This window comes from Pseudidiomarina aestuarii (assembly GCF_003987355.1).
Lineage (GTDB): Bacteria > Pseudomonadota > Gammaproteobacteria > Enterobacterales > Alteromonadaceae > Pseudidiomarina > Pseudidiomarina aestuarii.
Genome location: NZ_PIPR01000001.1, coordinates 1,744,562 through 1,767,850 on the forward strand (window position 1 = coordinate 1,744,562; position 23,289 = coordinate 1,767,850).

Genomic DNA, 23,289 nt, shown 5'->3' on the forward strand with positions numbered 1-23,289 from the left:
AGCTGTTTCCAGTCTCAAAAGTATGACGGTTTGATGACATTTGCGGTGTCTACTCAGCGCAGCAACCACAACAAGGAACCACCGGCAATCAAGAGCCACAACAAAGTTGCCAGTAACATAGGTTTCCCTGCGGCTTGCCGGATTTTAGCGAGGGTTAAATGCGTGCCAACCAAGAACAAGCAAAAAACTAATATGAGCTTACCGCCACTAAATAGGAACCCATAAACCACCTCACCTTGCGGTAGATAAGTGGCGATCAGCATGGAAATGACATAGCCAACCAAGAACCACGGCACAGATGTTTTACGAACGGCGCGCTCGGCGACAGATTGGTGACGCTGATACAACCAAGCCGCGCCGAAAGCGAGTGGAATAATCCACAGTGCCCGCGCCAGCTTTAACGTGGTTGCGGTAACGAGGGCATCATCATGAAATGCCTCGGCCGCACCAACCACCGAAGAGGTATCATGGATAGCTACCGCCGCCCACACCCCAAAGATTTCTGGACTGAGCCCAAACAGTCGGCCCAGCACTGGGAACACTAACAATGCAACGGCATTGAGCGTGAATACGCAGCCAATAGCGATAGCTATTTGGTCGTTACGCGCACGGATGGCAGGCGCGACCGCCGCAATGGCACTGCCGCCGCAAATAGCCGTGCCCGAGCCAATTAGCACACCTGTTTTTGCATCCAACCCAAGCCAGCGCCACAGTCCCCATGCCGCCAATAACGTAGCCACAATAGAGACGATAATCAGACCAAGATAGTCTCCCGTTACTTGCAACGCGCTATCGACTTGCATACCGAACCCAAGCGCAACAATTGCGATGCCGAGGAGTCGTTTTACCCAAGCGCTGGTATCAATGCCCGTTGGAACACCAGTAGTTGCTGCTACAACCATGCCCAATAGCATTGCAACAGGAGCTGATAGCCAAGGCGTAAAGCAAAGCGCGCCGAACAGCCAAAACAATAGATGAGCCAATGGCTTGTTCATCGCGAATCCTTGCTTAGAGTTGATTAATGGGGATCTTTAAGTAAACCGTCCCATTCGCTTCAGGGGGCGGCATTTCACCTGCACGAATATTCACCTGAATGGAGGGTAGAATTAGCCGCGGCATGGCTAAGGTCGCATCGCGTTCTTCACGCATAGTCACGAATTCGGCTTCAGTGATGCCGTCGCGCACATGCTTACTATGAGCGCGTTGCGCTGCAACTGTGGTGCAATACTCATGGTCACGTCCAGCCGGCGGGTAGTCGTGACAAATATAGATTTCTGTGGCATCCGGCAACGCCAGTAACTTTTGAATCGATTGATACAAAGTTTTAGCGCTGCCTCCAGGGAAGTCACAGCGAGCAGTGCCGACATCTGGTAAAAATAAGGTGTCACCGACAAACGCCTTCGACTCATTAACGATATACGCTAAGTCCGCGGGAGTATGGCCTGGCGTATGCATGACGCGAAACTTCATGTTCCCCACAACAAAGGTATCATCGTCTTGGAACAGACGGTCAAACTGATGACCATTGGGTAGAAACTCTTTCTCTAGGTTGAAGATGGTCTTAAAGATTTTCTGCACATCTTTAATGTGCTCACCAATCCCGATTTTGGCTCCTAACTGCTCGCGCAGGTAGGGTGCAGCAGACAAGTGGTCAGCATGCGCATGCGTCTCTAAAATCCACTCCACCTGCAGTTGATGCGAACGAACAAACGCAATTATTTTATCGGAACCAGTAGTAGCGGTTCGTCCTGACTTGATATCAAAGTCGAGCACCGGATCAATAATCACCGCATGTTTGTCTTTAGCTTCATACACCACGTAGCTAAAAGTCTCGCTATCACTATCGAGAAATGCTTCAACTTGTATATCGGTTTCGCTCATTTATGGGTCCTTGCTCGATCATTCAACACATATGCTGTACTTTAGCGGAAACTGAAATGCGAGAAAAGTTTACCTCAGTCATCGCTTGCGTATAAAATTGCGCCTTTCTGAATCAGATATCGAGAGTAATGTATGGGTCGTGCCTACCAAAACCGTAAAGAGTCCATGGCGAAAACAGCCGCCAGTAAAAGCAAAGTTTACAGTAAATATGGCCGCCAGCTGTATGTAATTGCCAAGCAGGGTGGCATCGATCCCGCTGGCAACTTGGCATTACGCAGCATGATTGATGCCGCTAAGCGGGATCAAGTTCCCGCCCACGTTATCGAAAAAGCAATCGATAAAGCCAAAGGCGGCGCCGGTGAGGATTACTCGCCAGCAGTATACGAAGGCTATGGTCCGGGTAACTGCATGGTCATGATAGAAGCATTAACGGATAACCCAAATCGCACCATTACCGAAGTACGTAATTGTTTTACTAAAACTAAGTGCAAAATCGGTGCACCCGGCAGTGTCGCGCACATGTTCGATCATTGCGCTATTTTTGTCTTTGCCGGTGATGATGAAGATGCTGTATTAGAAGCACTGCTGATGGCCGACGTGGAAGTGACCGACATTGAAAGTGATGATGGAAAAATCACGGTGTTTGCGCCGCATACCGAGTCGCACAAAGCTAAATTAGCGTTGCTGGAGGCCTATCCAGACCTCGAGTTCGAAGTAGATGAAATTCAGTACTTACCGCAAATGCATACTGACCTAAGCGGCGACGATATTGCTGTAATGGAGAAGTTCTTGAATATGCTAAATGACTGCGATGACGTACAAAACATCTACCACAACGCACAATGGTAATCATGCCGTGGGAGCTAGCCACTAGCTCCCACTGTTATTGACTTTTAACCGTATTACGCCCTGCCTTCTTCGCCTCATACAGTGATTTATCAACGCGTCTGAGCACCGTCTCCGGCGTGTCATCAGTTTCAATCAACGTGACGCCAATGCTGACGGTAATCGTTGCATAGCTGCTGGTTGAGTGTGGAATGGTCAGATTCTGTATTGCAGCTCTGAGTTTCTCCGCGCGCTTCAGTGCAGCATCGACGCTGGTTACCGTGGCAAGCGCGACTATCTCTTCACCACCGTAGCGATAAACCCGCCCACCAACAATTAGATTCATAAAGACGCCGGCAATACGCTGCAGCGCAATGTCGCCTGCTTCATGCCCGTAGGTATCGTTATAGAGTTTAAAGAAGTCGACATCCGCCATGATTACCGCGGTTTTCTGCGCGACACCTGCGCGGCAAATAGCCTGTAAGTCGCGGTCCAAAGCACGGCGGTTTAAAAGCGCAGTAAGTCCATCCGCATGCGCCATCATGGCCAGTTTTTGATTCGCTTGCTCGAGTTCCGCGGTGCGCTTTTTCACTTCGCGCTCAAGGAACTCCTGTTCCGCGCTTATGTGACTGGACATGTCCACCACAGTATTCGCTAGCAAGCCAATTTCATTATCAGTTTGCAACGGCAATTGAATTTCGCGATTGGCAATACTCTCGTACTTACCTTGTTTGATGTAGTTAGCGGCCTTCTCGAGCTGTCGAATCGGTTTAGTAATTTGATTTCGAATAAAGATCCAAGCAATCAGTACCGTCGTCAGCAATATAAAAGCGCCCAGAGCAGCTACCCATAACGATGCGACAACAGCTTCGGCCTGCAAGGATTTTTTTGACGTTCTGGTCACATGCCACCATTGAGTACCTGGCACATAAACAGCTATCAGAATGTGATCGGCTAATTCATTGAGATAGATTTTAACTGGATCCGCCGCGGTCGGTGCAGCTTGTTCAACAACCTGATAAACGGTCACTAACTCGTCGATTTCAGTCTCTTCAAGCTCAATTACACCCACATATTCTTTATTCTTAGTGAATTCTGGCGAGCCCGCTACCAATTGCTTTTTTTGGTTAAAAACAAAATGATCAGCGGTTGAATTAGCTATGAATGTTTCTATGACTGAAGTCAGAAACACATCATGGGAGGGAGTCAACAAATGTCGCCCGTTCCAGTCTATGGGACGCTGAAAAGTAATCACCCAATCTAGTGCGGTTTCATCAAAATACAAACCAGTCCAATTGGGCCGTCGTTCAGGATTGTTTTGTTGTAAGGTCGAACCCACCACCGAATATGCGGTCATATCGAGGTCAGCTCGCGCGCTTTGTCCCCAATTGCTTTGCGGCCAGTAATTCAACAACACGTTTTCAGGCATGCTGACATGTGTGTTGGCAAAATTATGCTCCCACGCTGGTCCGAATTCTTGCAAAACCGACAAGCTCATCATAATTCGGCTTTTGCGCTCAGCATCTAACGGCGCATCGGAACGACCGACAAATCCAGATAAATACTGCCACCATCGTTCAAACGCAAAGGCACCGTCAAAGTATGGGGTACGCAAACGCCAAACACCGGGTTCGCGTTCTTCAAACCAAGCGTCGAACCGCTCAATCAGATGGGGTTGATTTACTTGTTTTTGGTAACGCGTTAGAAATCGGTCAGCAAATACTTGTGTCGTTTTTTCTGCCTCAATAAAGACTGCTGAGCCAGCGCTCACTCGCTGCTCCGCAGAATCGACTAGCTCAGCAACCTGTTCTGCGCTTTCGCGCTGATACGTATTCCAGAACGCAAAACCTGTGGTCAGCGTCACCAATAGCGCCGACCACAGGGTAATACGTGATAGCAACTGTGTGCTAAGCGTTCGTGCCATAGTCACAATTATTCAGATTGCTCAGGCTCTTCGAGTAGGTCGAGAATGAAAGCATATTCTTCGGCTACTTCCTTCAAGCGTGAAAAACGACCTGAACTACCACCATGACCGGCACTCATATTCGTTTTAAACATCAACGGGTTTGCATCTGTTTTATTCGCACGTAAGCGCGCTACCCACTTAGCGGGCTCAAAATACTGCACCTGTGAGTCATGCAAACCAGTCGTCACCAATAAGGCTGGATAGTCTTGCTCGGCAACTTGGTCATAAGGAGAATACGACAACATGTATTCGTAAGACTCTTTGGTGGTGATTGGATTACCCCACTCATCCCACTCATTCGTGGTCAATGGAATACTTGGATCTAACATAGTCGTGACCACGTCAACAAACGGAACATGAGCCACCAATCCACGGTATTTCTCTGGTGCCATATTGGCTACGGCGCCCATCAATAGACCGCCGGCGCTACCACCCATGCCGAAGACTTTATCTGGATGCGCATATTTCTCATTCACTAAATGCTCAGTCACATCAATATAGTCGGTAAAGGTATTCTTCTTATTCATCATTTTACCGTCTTCGTACCAAGCACGACCCATCTCTTGACCACCACGAATATGCGCAATTGCATATACAAAGCCGCGATCGACTAAAGAGAAAACGGTAGAGCGGAAATACGGGTCTGAAGAGGAACCATAAGAGCCATATGCATATTGATATAATGGTGCAGTACCATCCTGCTGGAAGCCTTTCTTATACAGCAAAGTCACGGGCACTTTGACACCATCGCGAGCCGTTGCCCACGTACGCGCAGTTTCGTACTGCGATGCATCGTAATTCGGTACTTCTGTTGCTTTCAATGTCTCCCGCTCTTGCGTAGCCATATTGTAAGCATAAACAGTGTTTGGCGTGGTTAAGCTCGTGTAGGCATACCGCAATACGTCGGTGTCTTGCTCAACGTTGCGTTCAAAGCGAGTCACGTACGCCGCTTCATCGGATGCAATGACGGTTGAATTATCGAGGTCATTCCACGGCACTATGCGAATATGACGCAGTCCATTGCTGCGCTCATTCAATGCTAAATAGTTTTGAAATACCGTGAAATCATTGATGAATACATCTGGATTATGAGGGATGAGTGGCTGCCAGTTGTTCTTATCACCAATCTGGTCTGCTGCAACTTGCATGATTTGATAGTTTGGAGCATTCCAATCAGTCGAGATAATCCAACGCCCATCAATATGGTCAGCGCTGTATTGGAAATCGCGCTCGCGCGGCGCCATCACGACAAAATCACCGTCTGGCTTACTCGCGTCTAGCACGCGCATCTCAGTAGAGACCGTTTGGTTCAAATTGATAACAACGTACTCATCGTCGGTGGTGTTATAGACCGACATGTAAAACGTTTTGTCTTGCTCTTCGTATACGAGCTCAGCGTTTTCTGCAGGCTCACCGAGCTTATGCTTGAGGACGCGAGTCGAAAGCAATGTTTGCGGGTCATTCTCAATAACAAACAGCGTTTCATTGTCTTGAGCCCATGCAATCGAGGCTGATAAGCCAGTTAATCGGTCTGGTAAATCTTCACCAGTGGTTAAATCACGAATACGCAATTCGTATTGGCGCCGACCATTGTTATCGACAACATAAGCGAGCAAGTTCTGATCTGGGCTCACCTGCATATTAGACACCGCCATATACGGCTGGCCTTCGGCGAGCACATTTACATCAAGTAAAATTTGCTCTTCGCCAGTCTCTATATGCGTTCGTGTATGAATTGGATATTCTTTCCCTTCTTCATAACGGGTTGAGTAGCGATAGTCACCTTTGGTATACGGCACTGACGCATCGTCTTGCTTGATGCGACCAATAATCTCCTGTTCAAGCTCACCGGTTAACGCACTGTAATCTTCACGGTATGCATCGTAATAAGCATTTTCCTCTTCTAGATAGGCCAGTACTTCCGGTGCTTTGCGTTCGTCGTCACGTAACCAATAATATTCGTCCTGGCGGCTACCAAATTCGGCCTCGACAACATAGGGGATCTGTTTCGCAACCGGTGCTTTTGACTCGACCGATTCTGTTGTTTTTTGCTCGGGCTGCGGCGAACATGCGCTGACGGTAAGCAATAAGCCACCGAGGAGCGCGTGTAGATAAAGTTTCCGGGATACCATGGTTTTCATCATTATTATTCTCTTGTTGAACTGTGGGACGAACGGACCAAAGGTTTGCTGTTCATACATTAACTTACACTAAGATAGGTGATTGTTCTTTGAAAAATCAATCCATTGCGGTGGGTTGTTCGATGCTGTCGAGTAACAACAAATCTGCCAGTCTTGATGGCGATGCCAATGGAGCTCAGGTTCCTTGTCAGCAAACGATAGTGCCAACGTTGGCATCAGTGACCCTCGTTTCGCCTTCGTCACTGCTTCTGCTGCCGTCCAACGCTCAAAGAATTGCACCAACGAACTAACACCCTGCATATAACCCTTAGCAAAGCGTTGCTGTAAGCGTTCACGTTGGCGGCGCTCGCGAATACGTTCACAGTCAATCCCCAACTCTCCCGAACGAGCAATCGCAACCGCGCAACATTGGTCGGTATGACTCACCGATACACTCCATTGCTCGTTGTTAACCCAGAGTTCGACAGCGCCATGCTGATCACGACTAAAATTCACATCTTCGGCTGACACCGACCAATATTTTTCGAGACACCAACGCACTAGAGCTCGAGTTACTTGAGATTGCGGACGCAACAGTTGCGGTTGGTTATCACTGTCGTAACAATAACGACCTAGCTGATCATCAACCTCTGTTAGGTTTGCGTAGACGCAGACAACCTGACTTTGCAACCGAGCTACTCCATCCTCTTCAAATAAATATTTAATGAATCTTCTTCGCCCTCAACTTGTTGCATAATAGTGACGAAACGTTGGTCATCCCAGTTTGCTTGGAATACAGCTCGACTGAGTTCTCGAGTAAACACCGATGGATCTTCGATATCGTCAACAAAGGTGAGTCGGCAGGTATCTGTTTTACATTCAACATTACCAACTGAGAATTTCCGCAACCCTTCATCAGTAATCATTAAATCTATTAAGCGCTGCTCATGCTCAACAGACCACACAGGATCGACTTCCTCGTCTTTAAACTGGGCATGGACATCGCGGGCTTCCAAAAAGGGGCGTGCACCATCAGAAATCCCGCTTGGCGCGGACATCACTGTGGATGAGGTGCTACTGCCAGGATTTACCTCGCGTTCCATTTGCTCACGTTCTTCGCGCGCGGCTATTTCTTTTTGTAATGCACGGCGTAAACCATTTACTTCAAATTCAAGCTGTTCGATATACTCGGCAACTTCTGGAGATAACTCAGCGACTGGAGCCCCTTCGACAGCGTCGCTCATTGCGGCCTGAGTTATAGGTTCATTGGTATCCTTGGAACTGGATTGAAACCAAGCAAAAACAGCCAATGCGGCGATCACCACAAGATAAATAATGTGATTTAGAGGTTTCATTGAAGACTTCCCGAGTCGATTAACTTCTTGTAATAAATGTAAAGAATATACGCCAAAACAGCAAGCGAAGCTTGATAACACAGCTCAACAATCGCTTTACACCTTTACTTGCTTGGATGTATAGTTCAGGGTCAATATAAGTACAAATAAAGATTGTTTTCTGTTCGCTTGCTGTTCGCTTGGATAGCGATACCGCGAACGGAGCTAGCGGCGGAGAAAACATGTCAGAAGTCATCCACTCATCTACTAAGTCTCGTTGTAGCCGAGTCTATGCTTCTTTCACTTGCTTGATGTTAGTGTTGACACTTAGCTTGGGCAGCCTGACGCCAGCTAGTGCACAAATGATACCCCCCATTGATGAGCGTATTGAGCAAGAATTAGACGCCCTCCTCAGCGAAACGAATGCCCAGCCACTTGAAGCAGAATATTTAAATCTGCTTGCTCGAGTAAACGAATCGACGCCGTTAGCCACTCGCGTTCGTCTGTATTCATACCTCGCCTTTGAAGAAGCCTATGCTGAGAATTTTCAGGCGGCGTGGAATTACATTGAAATGGCAGAAGCACAGATCAATGACACAACTCTGGCTGATATCAAATCGGAAGTCATTGCCAGCCGTATCGAGATACACCTGCTCGCTGGTGAGCGCAATAAAGCCTTTGCCTTGCTTAACGACATTGATTTAGTGCTCGTTAACGCCGTGACGCCCAGAATTCGCTATTACGCAAATAATTTGTTGGCTCGTATTTACGCTGATCGTAACCAGTATCAGCGAGCGCTTGAATATTACATCGCAGCCAATGAGGCCGTTGGTGAAACTAACAACGACCGTACACCTATTCGCCGATTATATTTGAAGCAAAGCATTGCTACCATGTATACCGAGCTGAAGAAATATGATGCTGCTTTGGAGGTCATCTCAGAGGGCTTGACGGAGACGGCAGAGCAGAACCTTAATCATATGTACTACGGCAACTTTATGCTGTTAAAGGGCTTTGTGGAGACTTCATTGAACCGCTACGAAGCCGCACTCACCACTTACACCAATTTAGAGCAATATGCTTCGCGCACTGATTCCAACGAGCTGTTGGTGATCGTGCTCAATAACATTGGCGACATCGATATCCGCACCGGGGATTATGAGGATGCTCGTGATGTTCTTATGCGAGCAAACCTTATTGCTGAAGAGTTAGGCGACGAATACACCCTGCAACTATTGCAATTTAATCTAGGCATGGTTGATGTCAAACAAGGGCGCTTTGAAGAAGGTTTCCCAAAAATGACCGAAGCCATGGATTATTTCCGTGAAAATGCGATTCGTATAGAAGTTGCTGAGACTTTAGGTGAGTTAGCTGACGCATACGGTACAGCGGGTTTATATCAGCAGCAAGCCGAGGCTTTGCTAGAGCAACGTGAGCTCCGTGAGATTATTTATGATACGGAACAACAACGCCATATCGCTGACATGCAGAGCCTATACGACACCAAAGACAAAGAGCAACAAATTAAACTACTCAAGCAACAAAACGAACTACGAGAGCAATTGCTAGCAAACGAGAAGCAGCGACAACTGATTCTGGGCTTATTTGTTTTGGTTGCCGCATTCGCTATCGTGATTGTTTTTATGCTGTACCGGTCTGCGCGCCGCGCTAACCTCAAACTTGCTGAAGCGAACACGCAATTAGCTGACCAATCCATCCGTGACCCATTAACAGGTTTATTGAATCGTCGCGCGTTGCAGCAAGAGCTTCAGCAGAAGCAGCGTCGTAGCAAAGACAATACAACCGAAGACGCGATGATCTTACTCGACGTCGATCACTTTAAACGTATTAATGACCATTATGGCCATGCCGCAGGAGACGTAGTGTTGGTTGAAGTGGCGAACCGACTGCGAGAAATATCACGCGATACGGACAAAATTATTCGCTGGGGCGGTGAAGAGTTTCTGATCTACCTCACAGAGGCTGAGCATGACGCACTACCGCGCTTAACGAAGCGTGTTCTCGATGCTATCGGTGCGAAACCCATCGATTGTGAGGGTACACCACTACGGGTGACCGCAACCGCCGGCTTTATTAGTTTCCCGTTTGCCGATTTGAATAACAATGAAATGGACTGGGAGCAGACTCTCCAGTTAGCTGACTTGGCGTTGTATGCAGGCAAAGTGCATGGACGCAATCAAGCCTGGGGGGTCATGGAGTTAAACATTCCGTTTGAAGAAGCCAAACCGACACTTGAGCGCGACCTGCCGGGTGCGATTGCGCGCAACATTATCTCGGTGACCACAATAGAAGGCCCTGAAGCTCCAACGAGCTAGCAGGGCCATCGCTTTCGTTTTGAATCCGTTCCTACTGAATACTAAAATCCAATTGAACGGTCTGATCAGTTGCTACAACCGCTTCGCCATTCTCAAACTTGGGTGCATAGCGCCAGCTCTCAACCGCTTCTATTGAACTTCTGACAAACTCTGGCGGCGTGTCTTCCGAATGAATTGGCTCTGCATTCATTACAAATCCGGACTCATCAATATCGAACTGCACCGTAACACTGCCTGATAACTTCTTCGTTGCGTAACTTATTGGATAAACCGGATTCACACGGAACAAAGGCTCTGGCTCGTTATTCTCGGACCATGGCTGCGCTGCGCCAATAGCAACACAATGCTCGGTTGCTTGTTCGCTCTCGCCCTTCCTCTCATAGAGTTCCACTAGGGCGGCATGGGATAATAGCTTCAACCGTCTACCTGCAGCTTCGTCGGCATTAGCGCTCGCAATAACCGATTCGTAGAGTTCAATAGCCGAATTACGACGATTCTTCGAAAAATGGTTATGCGCTAGGTACAGTTGTAATGTGAGCACACTCAGGTCTGAGGCGGGCAATTCACTTTCAAGCTGTTCCAGAGCCGGCTCAAGAATAGGTGCTAAAGGAATATCTTCGCGATGCCAATATTTAGCACCATCGACTAAGGTTGCTGCATAGAGTTGCGGATTGGCTTTTTGTAATGGCGCTATCAATGCTAAATACCGTTCACGGAGCTCCTGCTTTCTATAACTCGAATACGGTATCGACATGGCAGCGTCGTACGCATCTAACCAACGCGCATCAGTCTTGCTTAACTCCGCTTCGTAGACGCTTAGAATAAGGTCGCCCATAGACTTCAGTATGTCTCGATCTTGTCCGGCTGAATGAGGAGATTTTAAATAATTTATGGCGAGATTGGCCGAATTGATCGAATCGTCGCCGAAGTAATTTCGACCCGTTTGGTAAGCTTCGAAAGCAGCTGCGGATAACTCGGTACTCGGAGTTTCCGATACATCTAACATGGCTTGGTAATCTGCATAGGCTTGCTGAAATGCTTGTTTTGCATCTTGTGCCCAGGCTCCAGAACTCAAAAGTAAACCGACACTGAGTGCCACTGACCAGCCAATATCTTTCCTTTCATAACGAAGTTTTCGCTTATTCTACTCAAATGTGATACATGAATTTAACATTCAAACGAGTCGTTTAGCAATAAAAAAGCCGCGCTTTTTAAGGCGCGGCTGTCATTCAAAACGAACTCGTTTTACTGTTTCGGTAGCTCTTTAAAGCCCATGTTCCAGAGCGTGAAGCCATAAATATCAGCGTACTGCTCAATAGTCTTCGATACTGGCGTACCCGCACCGTGACCCGCGTTGGTTTCAATGCGGATCAATTGTGGGTTCTTACCACCATCCTTCGCTTGCAACTCCGCAGCAAACTTAAAGGAATGCGCAGGAACTACACGATCATCATGGTCACCCGTGGTGATTAACGTAGCCGGATAGTTCACACCTTCCTCAACATTGTGCACTGGTGAGTAACCTAACAGATACTCGAACATCTCAGGGCTGTCTTCAGCGGTACCGTAGTCATACGCCCAACCTGCACCTGCAGTGAAGGTGTGGTAACGCAACATATCGAGTACACCAACTGCTGGCAATGCCACTTGAGCTAAGTCAGGACGCTGAGTCATGACAGCACCGACCAATAATCCGCCGTTAGAACCACCATTAATAGCCAGGCGTTCGCTGGAGGTATATTTTTCCGCAATCAGATATTCACCAGCGGCGATAAAGTCATCAAATACATTTTGTTTCTGCATTTGCGTACCAGCAATGTGCCACTCTTTACCGTACTCACCGCCGCCGCGTAAGTTGGCAACTGCATAGACACCGCCAAGCTCAAGCCACATAGCTCGAATCATGCTAAACGAAGGCGTCAGGCTGATATTGAAGCCACCATAACCATACAGAATGGTTGGGTTTGTGCCATCAAGCTCAAGACCTTTCTTATGCGTGATAATCATCGGTACTCGTGTGCCATCTTTCGACATATAGAACACTTGCTTCGACTCGTAGGCTGAGCTATCAAAATCTGCTTTAGACGCCTCGTACACAGACGACTCACCGCTATCGGGGTCGTACGCATAAATGGTGCTTGGCGTATTGTAGTTGGCGAAAGTGTAGTAAATGGTTTCAGCTTCATCTTTGCCACTAAAACCACCAATGCTACCGACACCTGGCAATTCGATATCGCGAACCTTATCGCCGTCATAGTTGTATTGCTCGATACGAGCAATGGCATCGACCATGTATTCGGCATAGATATAGCCTGCACCGGTTGACGGACTCAACACATTCTCACTTTCCGGAATAAAGTCGACCCAGTTATCCGGCTGCGGGGCACTTGCATCAACGGTCACGACACGACGATTAGGTGCGTCGAGGTCGGTCACCAAATACAGCTTAGAGCCCACATTATCGAGAACATAAGTATCTGAATTCGTATCACCTAATACAGTCACTAATTCGCTGTCCGGCTTGCTCAAATCTTTCATGAACAACTTGTTGCCGGAAGTTGATACTGCAGCCGAAATGAATAGATACTGATCATCTTCACTCACAGAACCACCGACATAACGGTGCTTCTGCTCTTCAGTTCCGCCAAAGATAACCGCATCGTCAGCTTGCGCAGTGCCTAGTTTATGGTAGTAAAGTTTATGCTGATCAGTCTTAGCTGATAGTTCGCTGCCCTCAGGCTTGTCATAGCTTGAATAGAAGAAGCCATCATTGCCCTTCCATGAAATCCCGCTAAATTTTACATCGATGAGTTCAGGCTCAAGTTGTTCTTTGGTCTCAGCATCAATAATGATGATCTTACGCCAATCACTACCACCTTCTGAAATTGCGTAGGCTGCCAATGAGCCGTCACGGGAAAAACTTAATGTTGCCAGTGACGTTGTTCCATCTTCACTAAAGGTGTTCGGGTCTAGGAACACTTCGGTGTTGCCATCGGCATCTGTGCGATACACAACCGATTGGTTCTGTAGACCATCATTCTTGTAGAAGTAGGTGTAATCACCTTCTTTAAATGGCGCGCTCACCTTCTCGTAGTTCCATAGCGCGCTCAGGCGATCCTCAATAGCCTGGCGATAAGGAATCTGTTCTAGGTAACCAAACGTCACTTCGTTTTGGGCTTTAACCCAAGCTTCGGTTTCGGTACTGCGATCGTCTTCTAACCACCGATATGGATCAGGTACTTGCGTACCGAAATAGGTATCAACTACGTCACCTTGGTAAGTAGTTGGATAAGTAATGGCTTGGCCCTCTGACTGCTTCACAGTGGCTTCGTCCTCTGGTTGTGGTGAGCACGCAGCCAATACGGCTACGGCGAGAACACCAATGACTTTTTTCATAATATTCCCTCTTATTAAATGCCGGGTGACCAGTGAACAGTAACTAGTGAAATGAAAATTCACTCTGCTCCTCGTCACTATTTTTTATTGTTTTCTTTACTGTTTACTCTTCACTTTTTGCTGGCCGTTAGCTCAGCGCCGGGTGAGTGTTTGCAAACCACGCATGCCCATCAATTGCGGCTAAAAACTGTTGCAGTCGTGGATACTGCTGTATATCGATTCGTTTGCGAAATACCGCCCAACTCAAATAACACGCGAGTCGTAATTGACCATCCGTGTAGGGTCCAGCATCTGGCAACGCATACTTCTCAAGCTCTGCCAGTACCGTTTCCACTCGGCTCTCTTGCCGTTTTAAATAACTACTTTGTTCGCCAGTCAACCCGTCCATCTCTAATAAAAATAGATTTACGGTCGTATCAAGCGCCGTGTTCACTAAGCAAAACAAATCAAAATCCGAGCTGTCGGTGCAAAAAGGTTGCTCCGCGCGCTCTCGAAGATATCGTAAAATAGCAGCAGAATCGTGCAGTTTCACGTCGTCATGCCGAAAAAACGGGACACGCTGCGTGGGTGAGCCCGTTGCGGCTCCGGCGCGGTCTGTTGGAATAAATTCAAACTCCTGCTGATTTAGCGCCAGTACAATGCGACAATGACGGACGAACGGTGATGTATAACTTCCGTAAAGCTTCATACCTACTCCCAAAACACGTTAAGCTAAGGCACTTGTTGCCAAAGAGATTAGCACAATGAAAAACGCCATACAGCACTTACTAAAGGGTCTTGCGATCTTATTGCCGATTGTCGTAACAATCGCCGTGGTTCACTGGCTGCTCGTGACTATCGAGACTTGGTTGCGACCGCTCTGGGTCGCAATTTTGGGAGATCAATTTTACTTCCCTGGTCTCGCCTTCGTCAGCTTTCTTGTCATTGCTGCCATCATTGGCTTTAGTGCTCGTTGGACTTTTATCAATCAGTTCTGGATGTTGCCCGGCAAAATTATGGAGCAAATGCCATTACTGCGCAGTCTTTACGGGACTATCACGGATATCTTCGACTTGATGGGCGGTGAACACTTTGCGGAAGAATCCGTTGTGCTGGTGACGTTACCAGGCAGCGAGCTGCGCTTGTTGGGCATAGTGACCAAAAAATCTGGCGATAAAGATGACCGACTTTCGAACTTACTGAGAGACGAGGAGATTGCTGTATTTCTGCCGATGGCATACAACGTCGGTGGTTATATGATTATGGTTCCGACCAGTTCTGTTGAACCTGTCGATATGTCACCAGCTGACGCGATGCAGCTAACCATCAGCGCTGGTATCGGAAAAAGTCGAAACTTTCCCAGTTCACCCAGAAAAGAGAAGTAGACATGCCCTATTTGCCTTGCGTAGAAATTGAACCCTCCAGCGGAGCTGCAAATCGTAGTGTAATTTGGTTGCACGGACTGGGGGCTGACGGCAATGATTTCGCGCCACTCGTGCCACATCTTCAACTGCCGAGCCATGCTCATGTGCGTTTTATTTTTCCTCATGCGCCGCAGATACCTGTCACAGTAAATGGTGGTATGCGGATGCCTGCATGGTACGACATTTTAGAAATGTCGATTGATAGGCGTGTAGACGAGACACAACTACGCCAATCAGCTGCTGAAGTCAATAAATTGATAGAACGTGAAATTGAGCGTGGTATTAAGCCTGAACATATATTGTTGGCTGGTTTCTCACAGGGGGGCGCAGTTGCCTATGAAGCAGCTTTGACTTATCCACAAAAGCTCTGTGGATTACTCGCTTTGTCTACCTATCTGGCTACTCATGCGTCCATTCAAACAGCGCCAGCAAACGCCGACCTCCCAATACTGATTCAGCATGGCTCACAAGACCCAGTGGTACCTGAATCTTTAGGTCAGCAAGCACGGGACTGGCTGCAGCAACGAGGTTATCCGGTTACGTATCAGACCTTTGCCATGCAGCATCAAGTTTGTGGCGAACAAGTTGCCGCCATCAATGCTTGGCTAGCTCAACACCTGTAGCTTCTCAGCCCACAAACCGACCCATTGTAAGGCTGTGTCACGATTCGCGGTGCGAATATTGACATGGCCTACTTTACGGCCTGGTCGCGGATCTTTGTTGTACCAATGACATTGCGTATCGGCATGATGCCAAAGGCCGGCTGGAATTTGCTCGGCACCGATGACATTGATCATCAAGGTGGGTTCAACGCGTAGTTGAGGCAAAGGCATCCCGGTCAAAGCACGGATGTGGAGATCAAACTGACTGCAGTTGGCGCCAGTCATGGTCCAATGTCCCGAGTTGTGCACTCGCGGAGCAATTTCATTCACGAGCAAATCCGCCGCATCACCCTCACCGACGACAAAAAACTCGATGGCGAGAACACCCACATAATTCAGTGCGTTAGTAATGCTTCGAAAGGCCTCTTCCGCGCGGCTTTGCCAACTAGCTGGGACTGCATCAATAGCACCCAAGCTGTAACTTAAAATACCGCGGTCATGAACGTTCGTAATGAGCGGGAAACAGCACAGACTGCCGTCTTTTGCTCGAGCACCAACGAGCGATACTTCCTTACTAAACGGGATCATAGCTTCCACAATACCCGGCTGCTGCCCAGCTTCTTGTGCAACACTTGCGGGATTGTCGGTCAATTTGAAACGCCATTGACCTTTGCCGTCATAACCACCTCGAGCCGCTTTGATCACTTGCGGCTGATCAGCGTCCGCCAGGTACTTTTCGAGTTCATCGGCAGTATTGAAACTGCGCCATGGCGAGGTTGCAACGCGGCAATCATCAAATAACTTCTTCTCGGTGCGACGATCGGTGAGCGCTTTGATGCGCGCTGGGTCCATCAAAAACTTATCGTTCGCAGCAGCAATCACATCAGCGGGAATATCTTCATGTTCCCAACTCACCACATCAGCCCAATCAATGGCTTCAGCTAAAGAGCGACTGAGTTCAATTTGCGCACTCAATGGCTTCACTTTCTCGCTGCGTGTGCTGTAGAGCAGGCATTCGTGTCCATGACTAATGGCGCTGCCGCCTAACATTTGGCCGAGTTGGCCATCACCGATAAAGAGTATCTTCATGCTTCTGGAAGTTCGAGGTCAGGACCATTCATTACTTTGTCGCGCTGAGCCTGGCGGAACGCTTGCACACGCTCACGCACTCCCGCGTCTTGATTGGCGACAATTTGTGCCGCTAACAAACCGGCGTTGGCTGCACCAGCAGAACCAATAGCGAGCGTTCCTACGGCAACACCCTTAGGCATCTGCACAATAGACAACAAACTGTCGAGTCCTTTCAGTTGCTTGCTCGGAACAGGTACACCTAAAACAGGGATAGCGGTAAATGCCGCAAGCATACCAGGTAGATGTGCTGCGCCACCGGCACCAGCAATGACGACTGGAACGCCGTCTGCTTCAGCTTGAGTCATCGTCGTTTGAAGTAAATCAGGAGTGCGATGCGCAGAGACAACTTGCGCGCGCCACTCTACACCCAAGTCTTTTAGCATTTGGGCGGCGTGTTGCATTACGGGCCAGTCGGATTGCGAGCCCATCAAAATCAGTACGGGGGCCATCATCTGCTCCTTTTAGAAAGGTGCGAATTGTAAACAGGTGCAGGAAAAGGTGCAAATTTATCGCGCAACTTTCATCCGATTACGGCCACCGCTTTTCGCCCGATCCATGGCAGAATCTGCTTGTTCCAGCCATTGCCCCCAACTTTGTCCAACCTGCCACTGTGCTACCCCAGCACTAGCCGTAATAGTCATCATCAATGATTTAATCGCAAACGGTTCATTCCGCATGACATCCAACATGCCGCTGGTTAATTCAGCGGCGAGCTTTAACGGTGTGTTCGGGAAAATAACCATCAAAGCGGCGCCATTACTGCGCACTAATATATCTTGAGGTCGCGCTATACGTTTGACACGTTGTGCGGTCTCTTGGAGCACTTGGTCACCGACCATGTAGCCATATTTGTCATTCACACTTTTAAACGCGTCCAAATCCAGGATGACCAAACTAAGGGGCGTTTTGTGCTTCTGAGCGACCGCAATTTGTTGCTGCAAAATATCGGTCACTTGATCGCGCTTGTAGAAACCCGTCAAAGCATCTGTTGCTGAAATTCGTGACAAGTTCTTTTGCATCCGCGCCATCAGCACGAGAAATGTTGCACCCACTCCAATCAATACCAACATAGATATAGCAATGCGCCAGGCGTACTCAAATGGCAAAAATTTATAAGTAACAAATGCGAAGGCGGCATAAATCAGCATGATGACAAGGACAAATATTGCCTTGTCGAACATGAAAAAGACCATAGCCAGAACAGGGTACATCCAATACACACCTAGGATGCCACTCGATTTCATCGAAATACTGACTAATGTGCCAAGCGCACAAATAAAGAGAAAGTTAATCCACTGCGGAGCCAGTTCATGCCGATACACGACACCGACCAATAAGAAGGCCGCTCCAACCAGAGCAAGTGCGCCGCTATTTAGCCAAGCGCTTTGCAGAATAGATACGACGGAGAAAGCGAGAAGAACCAAGCCAACACCGATATAGATGATTCGCATCGCGAGCAATCGAAAATGCTGCCAAAGATTTAATTGCGCTGCCGATTGCGGCAGATTGGAGGCGTTGGCCCAATCCATAATGTGTCTCCGTACGAAACAGAATGATTACACTTTAACCTGAATAATGTTGAAAAGCATAGCTCTCTCTGCGCAAGATAATGCGTTGCGCAGCAGTAATGAGCTTTGCTACTGTTTCTATTATCAAATTTTATTCAAAGTAGGCTAGACCATGCTTCTTCAGCTCGATCAAAGTGCCGTTGTTATTATAGACGTTCAGGAAAAACTCGCCCCGGTAATTCATCAGCGCGATCAAATTATTGCGCGGATCCGCTGGCTTGGTGAAATCGCCAATGAATTAAATGTTCCGATTGTCGTCTCTGAGCAATATCCCAAAGGCTTAGGCATCAGCGTAGATGACTTAGCAAAAGTTATCGAGAATGCTCGAGTGGTTGAGAAAATGCATTTTAGTGCCTGGCAGGAACCTCATTTTGTTGACGCGATCAACGAAATTGAACGCAAACAAATCCTCTTAGTCGGCATGGAGGCGCACGTATGTGTATTGCAAACAGCTATGGATATGGCCGAACAAGGATTTGAAGTTTTTGTGGTTGAGGATGCGGTGGGCTCGCGGCGCGACTCTGATAAGCAAACAGCATTAAGGCGCCTGCAGCAAGCTGGAGTGACTATCATTACATCAGAGATGGCTGCTTACGAATGGTTACACCGTTCGGGTACCGATACCTTCCGGCATATCACCAAGAATTGGATTCGTGGCTAAGTTGTCATCAACCGTTAATTATTCTTTATTTGACAGTGCCTAAGATCAGCGTATACTTGCTCCCGCTAAATAAATTCGGCTGTCTCATTGTGGCCTGTTACGAAGTCTACTGAATGTACCTCGTTTTGTAAGACCCCAGTTATGCACGATTTTTTAGCATTACCCTAGGTTTTAACATGCACTACGAGGATTTTCAGCATGGCAACAGTTACTGGTAAAGTTAAGTTCTTCAACGAAGCTAAAGGCTTTGGTTTCATCGAGCAAGAACAAGGCGCAGACGTATTCGTACATTTCAGCGCGATTCAATCTGACGGTTTCAAAACTTTGGCTGAAGGCCAAACCGTTCAGTTCACTATCGCTCAAGGTCCTAAAGGTCCTCAAGCTGAAAACGTTGTTCCTATGTAAGGAATAGCCGAAATCGCTTCGCGATTTTAGCCAACGAATTCAAATTAGAAAGGCCGCTCATTGAGCGGCCTTTTTATTAGTCCTGTTCCGGTTGCTTACGCCGTTTGGCTGCTTCTTTCTCGGCATGAATGAAATCCACATCATCCATCTCGACCTCTGGAATTTCATCGCAGACATTACCACCTAATTGATTGACCGCCTGACATAGATCGGCAACTTTCTGGTCGAGAATGTGCACGTGGTCGAGCATCCGCCCGATTGCGGTAGCTACTGGGTCTGGATTGTCGGCGGAAATTGCGTAAGCATCAAACCCATACTCTTTCGCAATCTCTTCACGGCGTTTTACGACTTCTTTATCTTCTGGTGAACTTGCAACGCGAGCAGGAATGCCCATGACCGTCGTATCCGCAGGCACATTCTTCACAACTACTGCATTGGAGCCTATACGAGCATTCTGGCCTACTTCAATAGGTCCAAGTATCTTGGCGCCCGCACCAATCACTACACCGTTATGAAGGGTTGGGTGGCGCTTGCCGCGAGCCCAGCTAGTACCGCCCAGCGTTACACCATGATAAATTGTGACATCATCACCGATTTCAGCCGTCTCACCAATCACTACTCCCATGCCATGGTCGATAAAAAATCGACGTCCAATACGAGCACCAGGATGAATCTCAATACCTGTCAACCAACGCGATAGATGTGAAATCATCCGCGCTAACCAGTACCAACGCCACTGCCACAAGCGATAGCTTAAACGGTGCCACCAAATGGCATGCAAGCCCGGGTACGTTGTCAGTACCTCAAAGCTATTGCGAGCGGCTGGGTCGCGTTTGAAAACGCTTTGAATATCTTCGCGCATACGTGCAAACATTGATTGGCTTCGTCCATCGTCTAACTGCGTCTGTAGCGTCATAGTATATCAACTTCAACGGCTGTGCGTTAATCAACCTGCTGGTCGGGTACTTGGTCGCAGTTGTTATTGACCATGTCTACAACTGAGGACTATCTTGGAAGACACCCTAAACCTCGCTTTAAGGACTATTTATGCGTAAGTATTTAGCGTTAGCAATTATCGCTGCGTGCAGCCAAACAGCACTAGCTGACACCTTAGTGTACGCCGGAACTCTGATTGACGGCACTCAGGCAGAACCGAAGTCAAATATGACTGTGGTCATTGATGACGGAAAAATAACAGCTATTGAGAGCGGATTCCGTCGAGCCGCTGATGGCGATGTCGTAATTGATCGCCGCAATGGTACAGTTATGCCTGGGTTTATTGATATGCACACGCATTTGACGTCGCAAAGCAGCCCCAGTAGTTACATTGAACGATTCACGAAATCTGCACCTGACGTGACACTCGATGCTGTCCGCTACGCAAATACGACGCTGATGGCAGGCTTTACCACCGTGCGCGACCTTGGCGATTCCTTCAATGCCAGTATTGCGCTTCGGAACGCGGTTAATGCAGGCAAAGTGACCGGTCCACGTATCTACACCTCAGGTAAGTCTATCGCGACCACCGGCGGTCATGCCGACCCAACCAATGGTGCGCGAAAGGGATTGTATGAATCACCTACGCCTGCAGATGGAGTTGCGAACGGTCCCTATGAAGCTCGCGAGGCCGTGCGTGCGCGGTATCAAGATGGTTCAGACTTAATCAAGCTTACCGTTACCGGTGGCGTATTGAGTGTAGCTAAGAGTGGTCGTAATCCACAATTTATGGCGGATGAGTTAGAAGCCGTAGTGGCCACAGCCAAAGACTACGACATGAAGGTGACTGTTCATGCCCACGGTAAAGAAGGCATGTTACGCGCAATCGAGGCTGGCGTAGCTTCAATCGAACACGGCACTTACATGGACGAAGAAGTAATGGCGGCGATGAAAGAAAAAGGCGTCTATTACGTACCGACCATTACTGCAGGTCGATCGGTCGCTGATCGCGCCAAAATTGATGGTTACTTCCCTGAAGTAGTGCGTCCGAAGGCAGCTGAGATTGGTCCATTGATTCAGGGCACTTTTGGTCGCGCTTACAAAGCGGGTGTAAAGATTGCTTTTGGAACCGATGCAGGTGTGTTTGACCATGGCGAAAACTATCGTGAATTTGTGTACATGGTCGAAGCAGGTATGCCGCCTCTCGAAGCCATTCGCAGTGCAACCTACGAAGCAGCGCAATTATTAGGCGTTGATGATATCGGCACCATTGAAGTGGGTAAACGTGCTGACGTGGTAGCAGTAAACGGTGACCCACTTGAAGATATTAGCATCCTTGCCGATATCAATTTAGTTCTTAAAGACGGTGTCGTTTATAAGCAATAGCATCACTAACGCTTAAGCAAAATCTCGTAATAGCTGGCGGACGTCATTAAGAATGACCTCCGCCAGTTCTTTTTCATAGCCTTCGCGCTCTTTGTCTAACTTTTTAATTTCTGTCTTCGGATATTGCTTCCGTGCTTCGTGAGTAGGCATGTGTTTGATGCGCTCGTACATATCATGCAACGCTGGATACTTCGCAGCGTAATCCAGCTTCTCTTGGTCGACTCGGTGGTCCAGTAATACCACAATACGCAGAGCTCCTTCAGATAACGGGCATTGATCTTGTTCCATCGCCTTCGCAATAGTCACAATGCTCTCGTGCAAGCGCTCATTACGTTTAGTGATAAGCTCTTGCTGACGTGTGTTCTGTCTGCGCAACTGCCCCAACATTCGGCCTGCGTAAAAGGCGAGTACCGCAATAATCACGATACCAACAAGGGCTAAAAGCCAAGCCCACATAGGTAGATTAATCTCGCTCATCCTCATCTAACTCCCAATCATCTTCGTCGTCAGCATACTCACCATCAAAGTCTTCATCGTCTTCATCATCAATCTCGATGCCGAGTTGCTCTGCCAATTGGTTGAACCTGTCGGTACGTAAATCAACGTACTCAAGTTCACTTGGCGTCAGCTCTTGATCTGCTTCTAACTTAGCCAGCAGCTTTTGTAAACGTGCATCGTTTTGCAGCGCATTCAATTCTGCCAATGCCGCAGCCCGGTCAAACAACTTCTGCCGTGCTGGTGTTGGAGTAACTTGATTCGGATCAACGAGTTTAATCGGCTTCTTGCTACCATGCCGAGGGTCTGTTGAAGACTTCGCAGAACTCGGTGTATTTGGCTTCGCAGCCGCAACATTGAACCGACTACCTGGCTTATGCCCTTTGTGTGGGCCTGTACGCGTTGCTGGTGCTTTTTTTGATTTTGGCTCAAGTGGCTTTTTACTGGGCGCCAAAGGTCCCGTTGTGCGCGTTTTTTTGCGACGAGTCATAAACTTTCCATGCTGAATAAACGACCAAAGATAATGTTGCTAGTTTAACCGATTTAGAGAATTTCTTCAGAAATAAACGTGGACTGAGAGATTAAGAGCAAGATTTGGGTGGGGAAATAAAAAAGGCGATGAAAATCATCGCCTAATTTATTCTCAAACTGTCACACAGCGCACGTGCGATCTTCGAGAACGGTTGTCAACGCCTTCCATGTTATTAATTATACCGTCCGTGTGCTTTTTTATTATTATTGTTATTCGTTAAGCGCATTAACCGAGCATTTTATTATTGTTGTTCGCTTGGTTAAAAATGGCCTCCTGGCCGAGTCATTATTCCCTGGATTATTATTATTATTT

22 protein-coding genes are annotated in these 23,289 nt (G+C 47.9%); 7 read left to right on the forward strand and 15 right to left on the reverse strand.

Going from position 1 to position 23,289, the window contains the following annotated elements; all coding sequences use genetic code 11:
• Window positions 1–53: 53 nt before the first annotated feature.
• On the reverse strand, window positions 54–995 hold the full coding sequence (locus CWE22_RS07945) for a YeiH family protein (protein ID WP_169930788.1): 942 nt from the start codon (window positions 993–995) through the stop codon (window positions 54–56).
• A 13-nt stretch (window positions 996–1,008) separates the two neighbouring features.
• The gene (locus tag CWE22_RS07950) at window positions 1,009–1,881 is read right to left on the reverse strand and encodes an MBL fold metallo-hydrolase (RefSeq protein ID WP_169930789.1); all 873 of its coding nucleotides are present in this window, start codon (window positions 1,879–1,881) and stop codon (window positions 1,009–1,011) included.
• Window positions 1,882–2,013: 132 nt separating this feature from the next.
• Here CWE22_RS07950 and CWE22_RS07955 point away from each other — a divergent pair, with 132 nt between their 5' ends.
• Complete coding sequence (locus CWE22_RS07955; RefSeq protein ID WP_169930790.1) at window positions 2,014–2,730, forward strand: YebC/PmpR family DNA-binding transcriptional regulator; 717 nt, start codon at window positions 2,014–2,016, stop codon at window positions 2,728–2,730.
• 34 nt (window positions 2,731–2,764) lie between these two features.
• Here the strand turns inward: CWE22_RS07955 and CWE22_RS07960 are convergent, their stop codons facing one another.
• The 4 genes from CWE22_RS07960 to CWE22_RS07975 all read right to left on the reverse strand — a co-directional run bounded on the left by CWE22_RS07960 (window position 2,765) and on the right by CWE22_RS07975 (window position 8,147).
• Window positions 2,765–4,630, reverse strand: coding sequence for a GGDEF domain-containing protein (locus tag CWE22_RS07960; protein ID WP_169930791.1), 1,866 nt, complete (start codon window positions 4,628–4,630; stop codon window positions 2,765–2,767).
• A gap of 8 nt (window positions 4,631–4,638) precedes the next feature.
• Window positions 4,639–6,816 (reverse strand): S9 family peptidase, encoded by a 2,178-nt coding sequence (locus CWE22_RS07965; RefSeq protein WP_244595982.1) that lies wholly within the window; start codon window positions 6,814–6,816, stop codon window positions 4,639–4,641.
• 66 nt (window positions 6,817–6,882) lie between these two features.
• Window positions 6,883–7,482 carry a 4'-phosphopantetheinyl transferase family protein gene (locus CWE22_RS07970; RefSeq protein ID WP_169930792.1) on the reverse strand — a complete coding sequence of 200 codons (600 nt, stop codon included), beginning with the start codon at window positions 7,480–7,482 and terminating at the stop codon, window positions 6,883–6,885.
• A 5-nt stretch (window positions 7,483–7,487) separates the two neighbouring features.
• A complete protein-coding gene (locus tag CWE22_RS07975; RefSeq protein WP_169930793.1) occupies window positions 7,488–8,147 on the reverse strand; it encodes a hypothetical protein in 660 nt (219 codons plus the stop codon).
• A gap of 341 nt (window positions 8,148–8,488) precedes the next feature.
• Here CWE22_RS07975 and CWE22_RS07980 point away from each other — a divergent pair, with 341 nt between their 5' ends.
• Complete coding sequence (locus tag CWE22_RS07980) at window positions 8,489–10,462, forward strand: tetratricopeptide repeat-containing diguanylate cyclase (protein WP_169930794.1); 1,974 nt, start codon at window positions 8,489–8,491, stop codon at window positions 10,460–10,462.
• 31 nt (window positions 10,463–10,493) lie between these two features.
• Here CWE22_RS07980 and CWE22_RS07985 read toward each other — a convergent pair whose 3' ends face one another.
• The 3 genes from CWE22_RS07985 to CWE22_RS07995 all read right to left on the reverse strand — a co-directional run bounded on the left by CWE22_RS07985 (window position 10,494) and on the right by CWE22_RS07995 (window position 14,546).
• Window positions 10,494–11,561: an energy transducer TonB gene (locus tag CWE22_RS07985; RefSeq protein WP_169930795.1), complete on the reverse strand. Its 1,068-nt coding sequence runs from the start codon at window positions 11,559–11,561 to the stop codon at window positions 10,494–10,496.
• A gap of 146 nt (window positions 11,562–11,707) precedes the next feature.
• Window positions 11,708–13,858: a prolyl oligopeptidase family serine peptidase gene (locus CWE22_RS07990; RefSeq protein ID WP_169930796.1), complete on the reverse strand. Its 2,151-nt coding sequence runs from the start codon at window positions 13,856–13,858 to the stop codon at window positions 11,708–11,710.
• A gap of 127 nt (window positions 13,859–13,985) precedes the next feature.
• The gene (locus CWE22_RS07995) at window positions 13,986–14,546 is read right to left on the reverse strand and encodes a glutathione S-transferase family protein (protein WP_169930797.1); all 561 of its coding nucleotides are present in this window, start codon (window positions 14,544–14,546) and stop codon (window positions 13,986–13,988) included.
• A gap of 55 nt (window positions 14,547–14,601) precedes the next feature.
• Between CWE22_RS07995 and CWE22_RS08000 the strand changes: the two genes are divergently transcribed.
• Window positions 14,602–15,222: a DUF502 domain-containing protein gene (locus CWE22_RS08000; protein ID WP_169930798.1), complete on the forward strand. Its 621-nt coding sequence runs from the start codon at window positions 14,602–14,604 to the stop codon at window positions 15,220–15,222.
• 2 nt (window positions 15,223–15,224) lie between these two features.
• Window positions 15,225–15,884, forward strand: coding sequence for an alpha/beta hydrolase (locus CWE22_RS08005; RefSeq protein WP_169930799.1), 660 nt, complete (start codon window positions 15,225–15,227; stop codon window positions 15,882–15,884).
• On the opposite strand, the gene CWE22_RS08010 is transcribed toward CWE22_RS08005, so the two are convergent.
• The 3 genes from CWE22_RS08010 to CWE22_RS08020 are packed head-to-tail and all read right to left on the reverse strand — an operon-like array spanning window position 15,867 to window position 18,523.
• On the reverse strand, window positions 15,867–16,952 hold the full coding sequence (locus CWE22_RS08010; RefSeq protein ID WP_169930800.1) for an ATP-grasp domain-containing protein: 1,086 nt from the start codon (window positions 16,950–16,952) through the stop codon (window positions 15,867–15,869). The two genes, CWE22_RS08005 and CWE22_RS08010, sit on opposite strands and share 18 nt — an antisense overlap.
• A complete protein-coding gene (purE, locus tag CWE22_RS08015; RefSeq protein ID WP_169931071.1) occupies window positions 16,949–17,443 on the reverse strand; it encodes a 5-(carboxyamino)imidazole ribonucleotide mutase in 495 nt (164 codons plus the stop codon). The genes CWE22_RS08010 and purE overlap by 4 nt, the downstream gene beginning before the upstream one ends.
• A 57-nt stretch (window positions 17,444–17,500) precedes the next feature.
• Window positions 17,501–18,523, reverse strand: coding sequence for a GGDEF domain-containing protein (locus CWE22_RS08020; protein ID WP_169930801.1), 1,023 nt, complete (start codon window positions 18,521–18,523; stop codon window positions 17,501–17,503).
• A 151-nt stretch (window positions 18,524–18,674) separates the two neighbouring features.
• On the opposite strand from CWE22_RS08020, the gene CWE22_RS08025 reads away from it, so the two are divergent.
• The gene (locus CWE22_RS08025; protein WP_169930802.1) at window positions 18,675–19,223 is read left to right on the forward strand and encodes a hydrolase; all 549 of its coding nucleotides are present in this window, start codon (window positions 18,675–18,677) and stop codon (window positions 19,221–19,223) included.
• 198 nt (window positions 19,224–19,421) lie between these two features.
• Complete coding sequence (locus CWE22_RS08030; RefSeq protein WP_169930803.1) at window positions 19,422–19,628, forward strand: cold-shock protein; 207 nt, start codon at window positions 19,422–19,424, stop codon at window positions 19,626–19,628.
• Window positions 19,629–19,704: 76 nt separating this feature from the next.
• Here the strand turns inward: CWE22_RS08030 and cysE are convergent, their stop codons facing one another.
• Complete coding sequence (gene cysE, locus CWE22_RS08035) at window positions 19,705–20,502, reverse strand: serine O-acetyltransferase (RefSeq protein WP_169931072.1); 798 nt, start codon at window positions 20,500–20,502, stop codon at window positions 19,705–19,707.
• Window positions 20,503–20,675: 173 nt separating this feature from the next.
• On the opposite strand from cysE, the gene CWE22_RS08040 reads away from it, so the two are divergent.
• Window positions 20,676–21,950: a metal-dependent hydrolase family protein gene (locus CWE22_RS08040; RefSeq protein ID WP_169930804.1), complete on the forward strand. Its 1,275-nt coding sequence runs from the start codon at window positions 20,676–20,678 to the stop codon at window positions 21,948–21,950.
• A 12-nt stretch (window positions 21,951–21,962) separates the two neighbouring features.
• Here the strand turns inward: CWE22_RS08040 and CWE22_RS08045 are convergent, their stop codons facing one another.
• Both CWE22_RS08045 and yihI read right to left on the reverse strand, forming a co-directional pair.
• Window positions 21,963–22,427 carry a DUF2489 domain-containing protein gene (locus CWE22_RS08045; protein WP_244595983.1) on the reverse strand — a complete coding sequence of 155 codons (465 nt, stop codon included), beginning with the start codon at window positions 22,425–22,427 and terminating at the stop codon, window positions 21,963–21,965.
• Complete coding sequence (gene yihI / locus CWE22_RS08050) at window positions 22,414–22,935, reverse strand: Der GTPase-activating protein YihI (RefSeq protein ID WP_169930805.1); 522 nt, start codon at window positions 22,933–22,935, stop codon at window positions 22,414–22,416. The genes CWE22_RS08045 and yihI overlap by 14 nt, the downstream gene beginning before the upstream one ends.
• Between the last annotated feature and the right edge of the window lie 354 nt (window positions 22,936–23,289).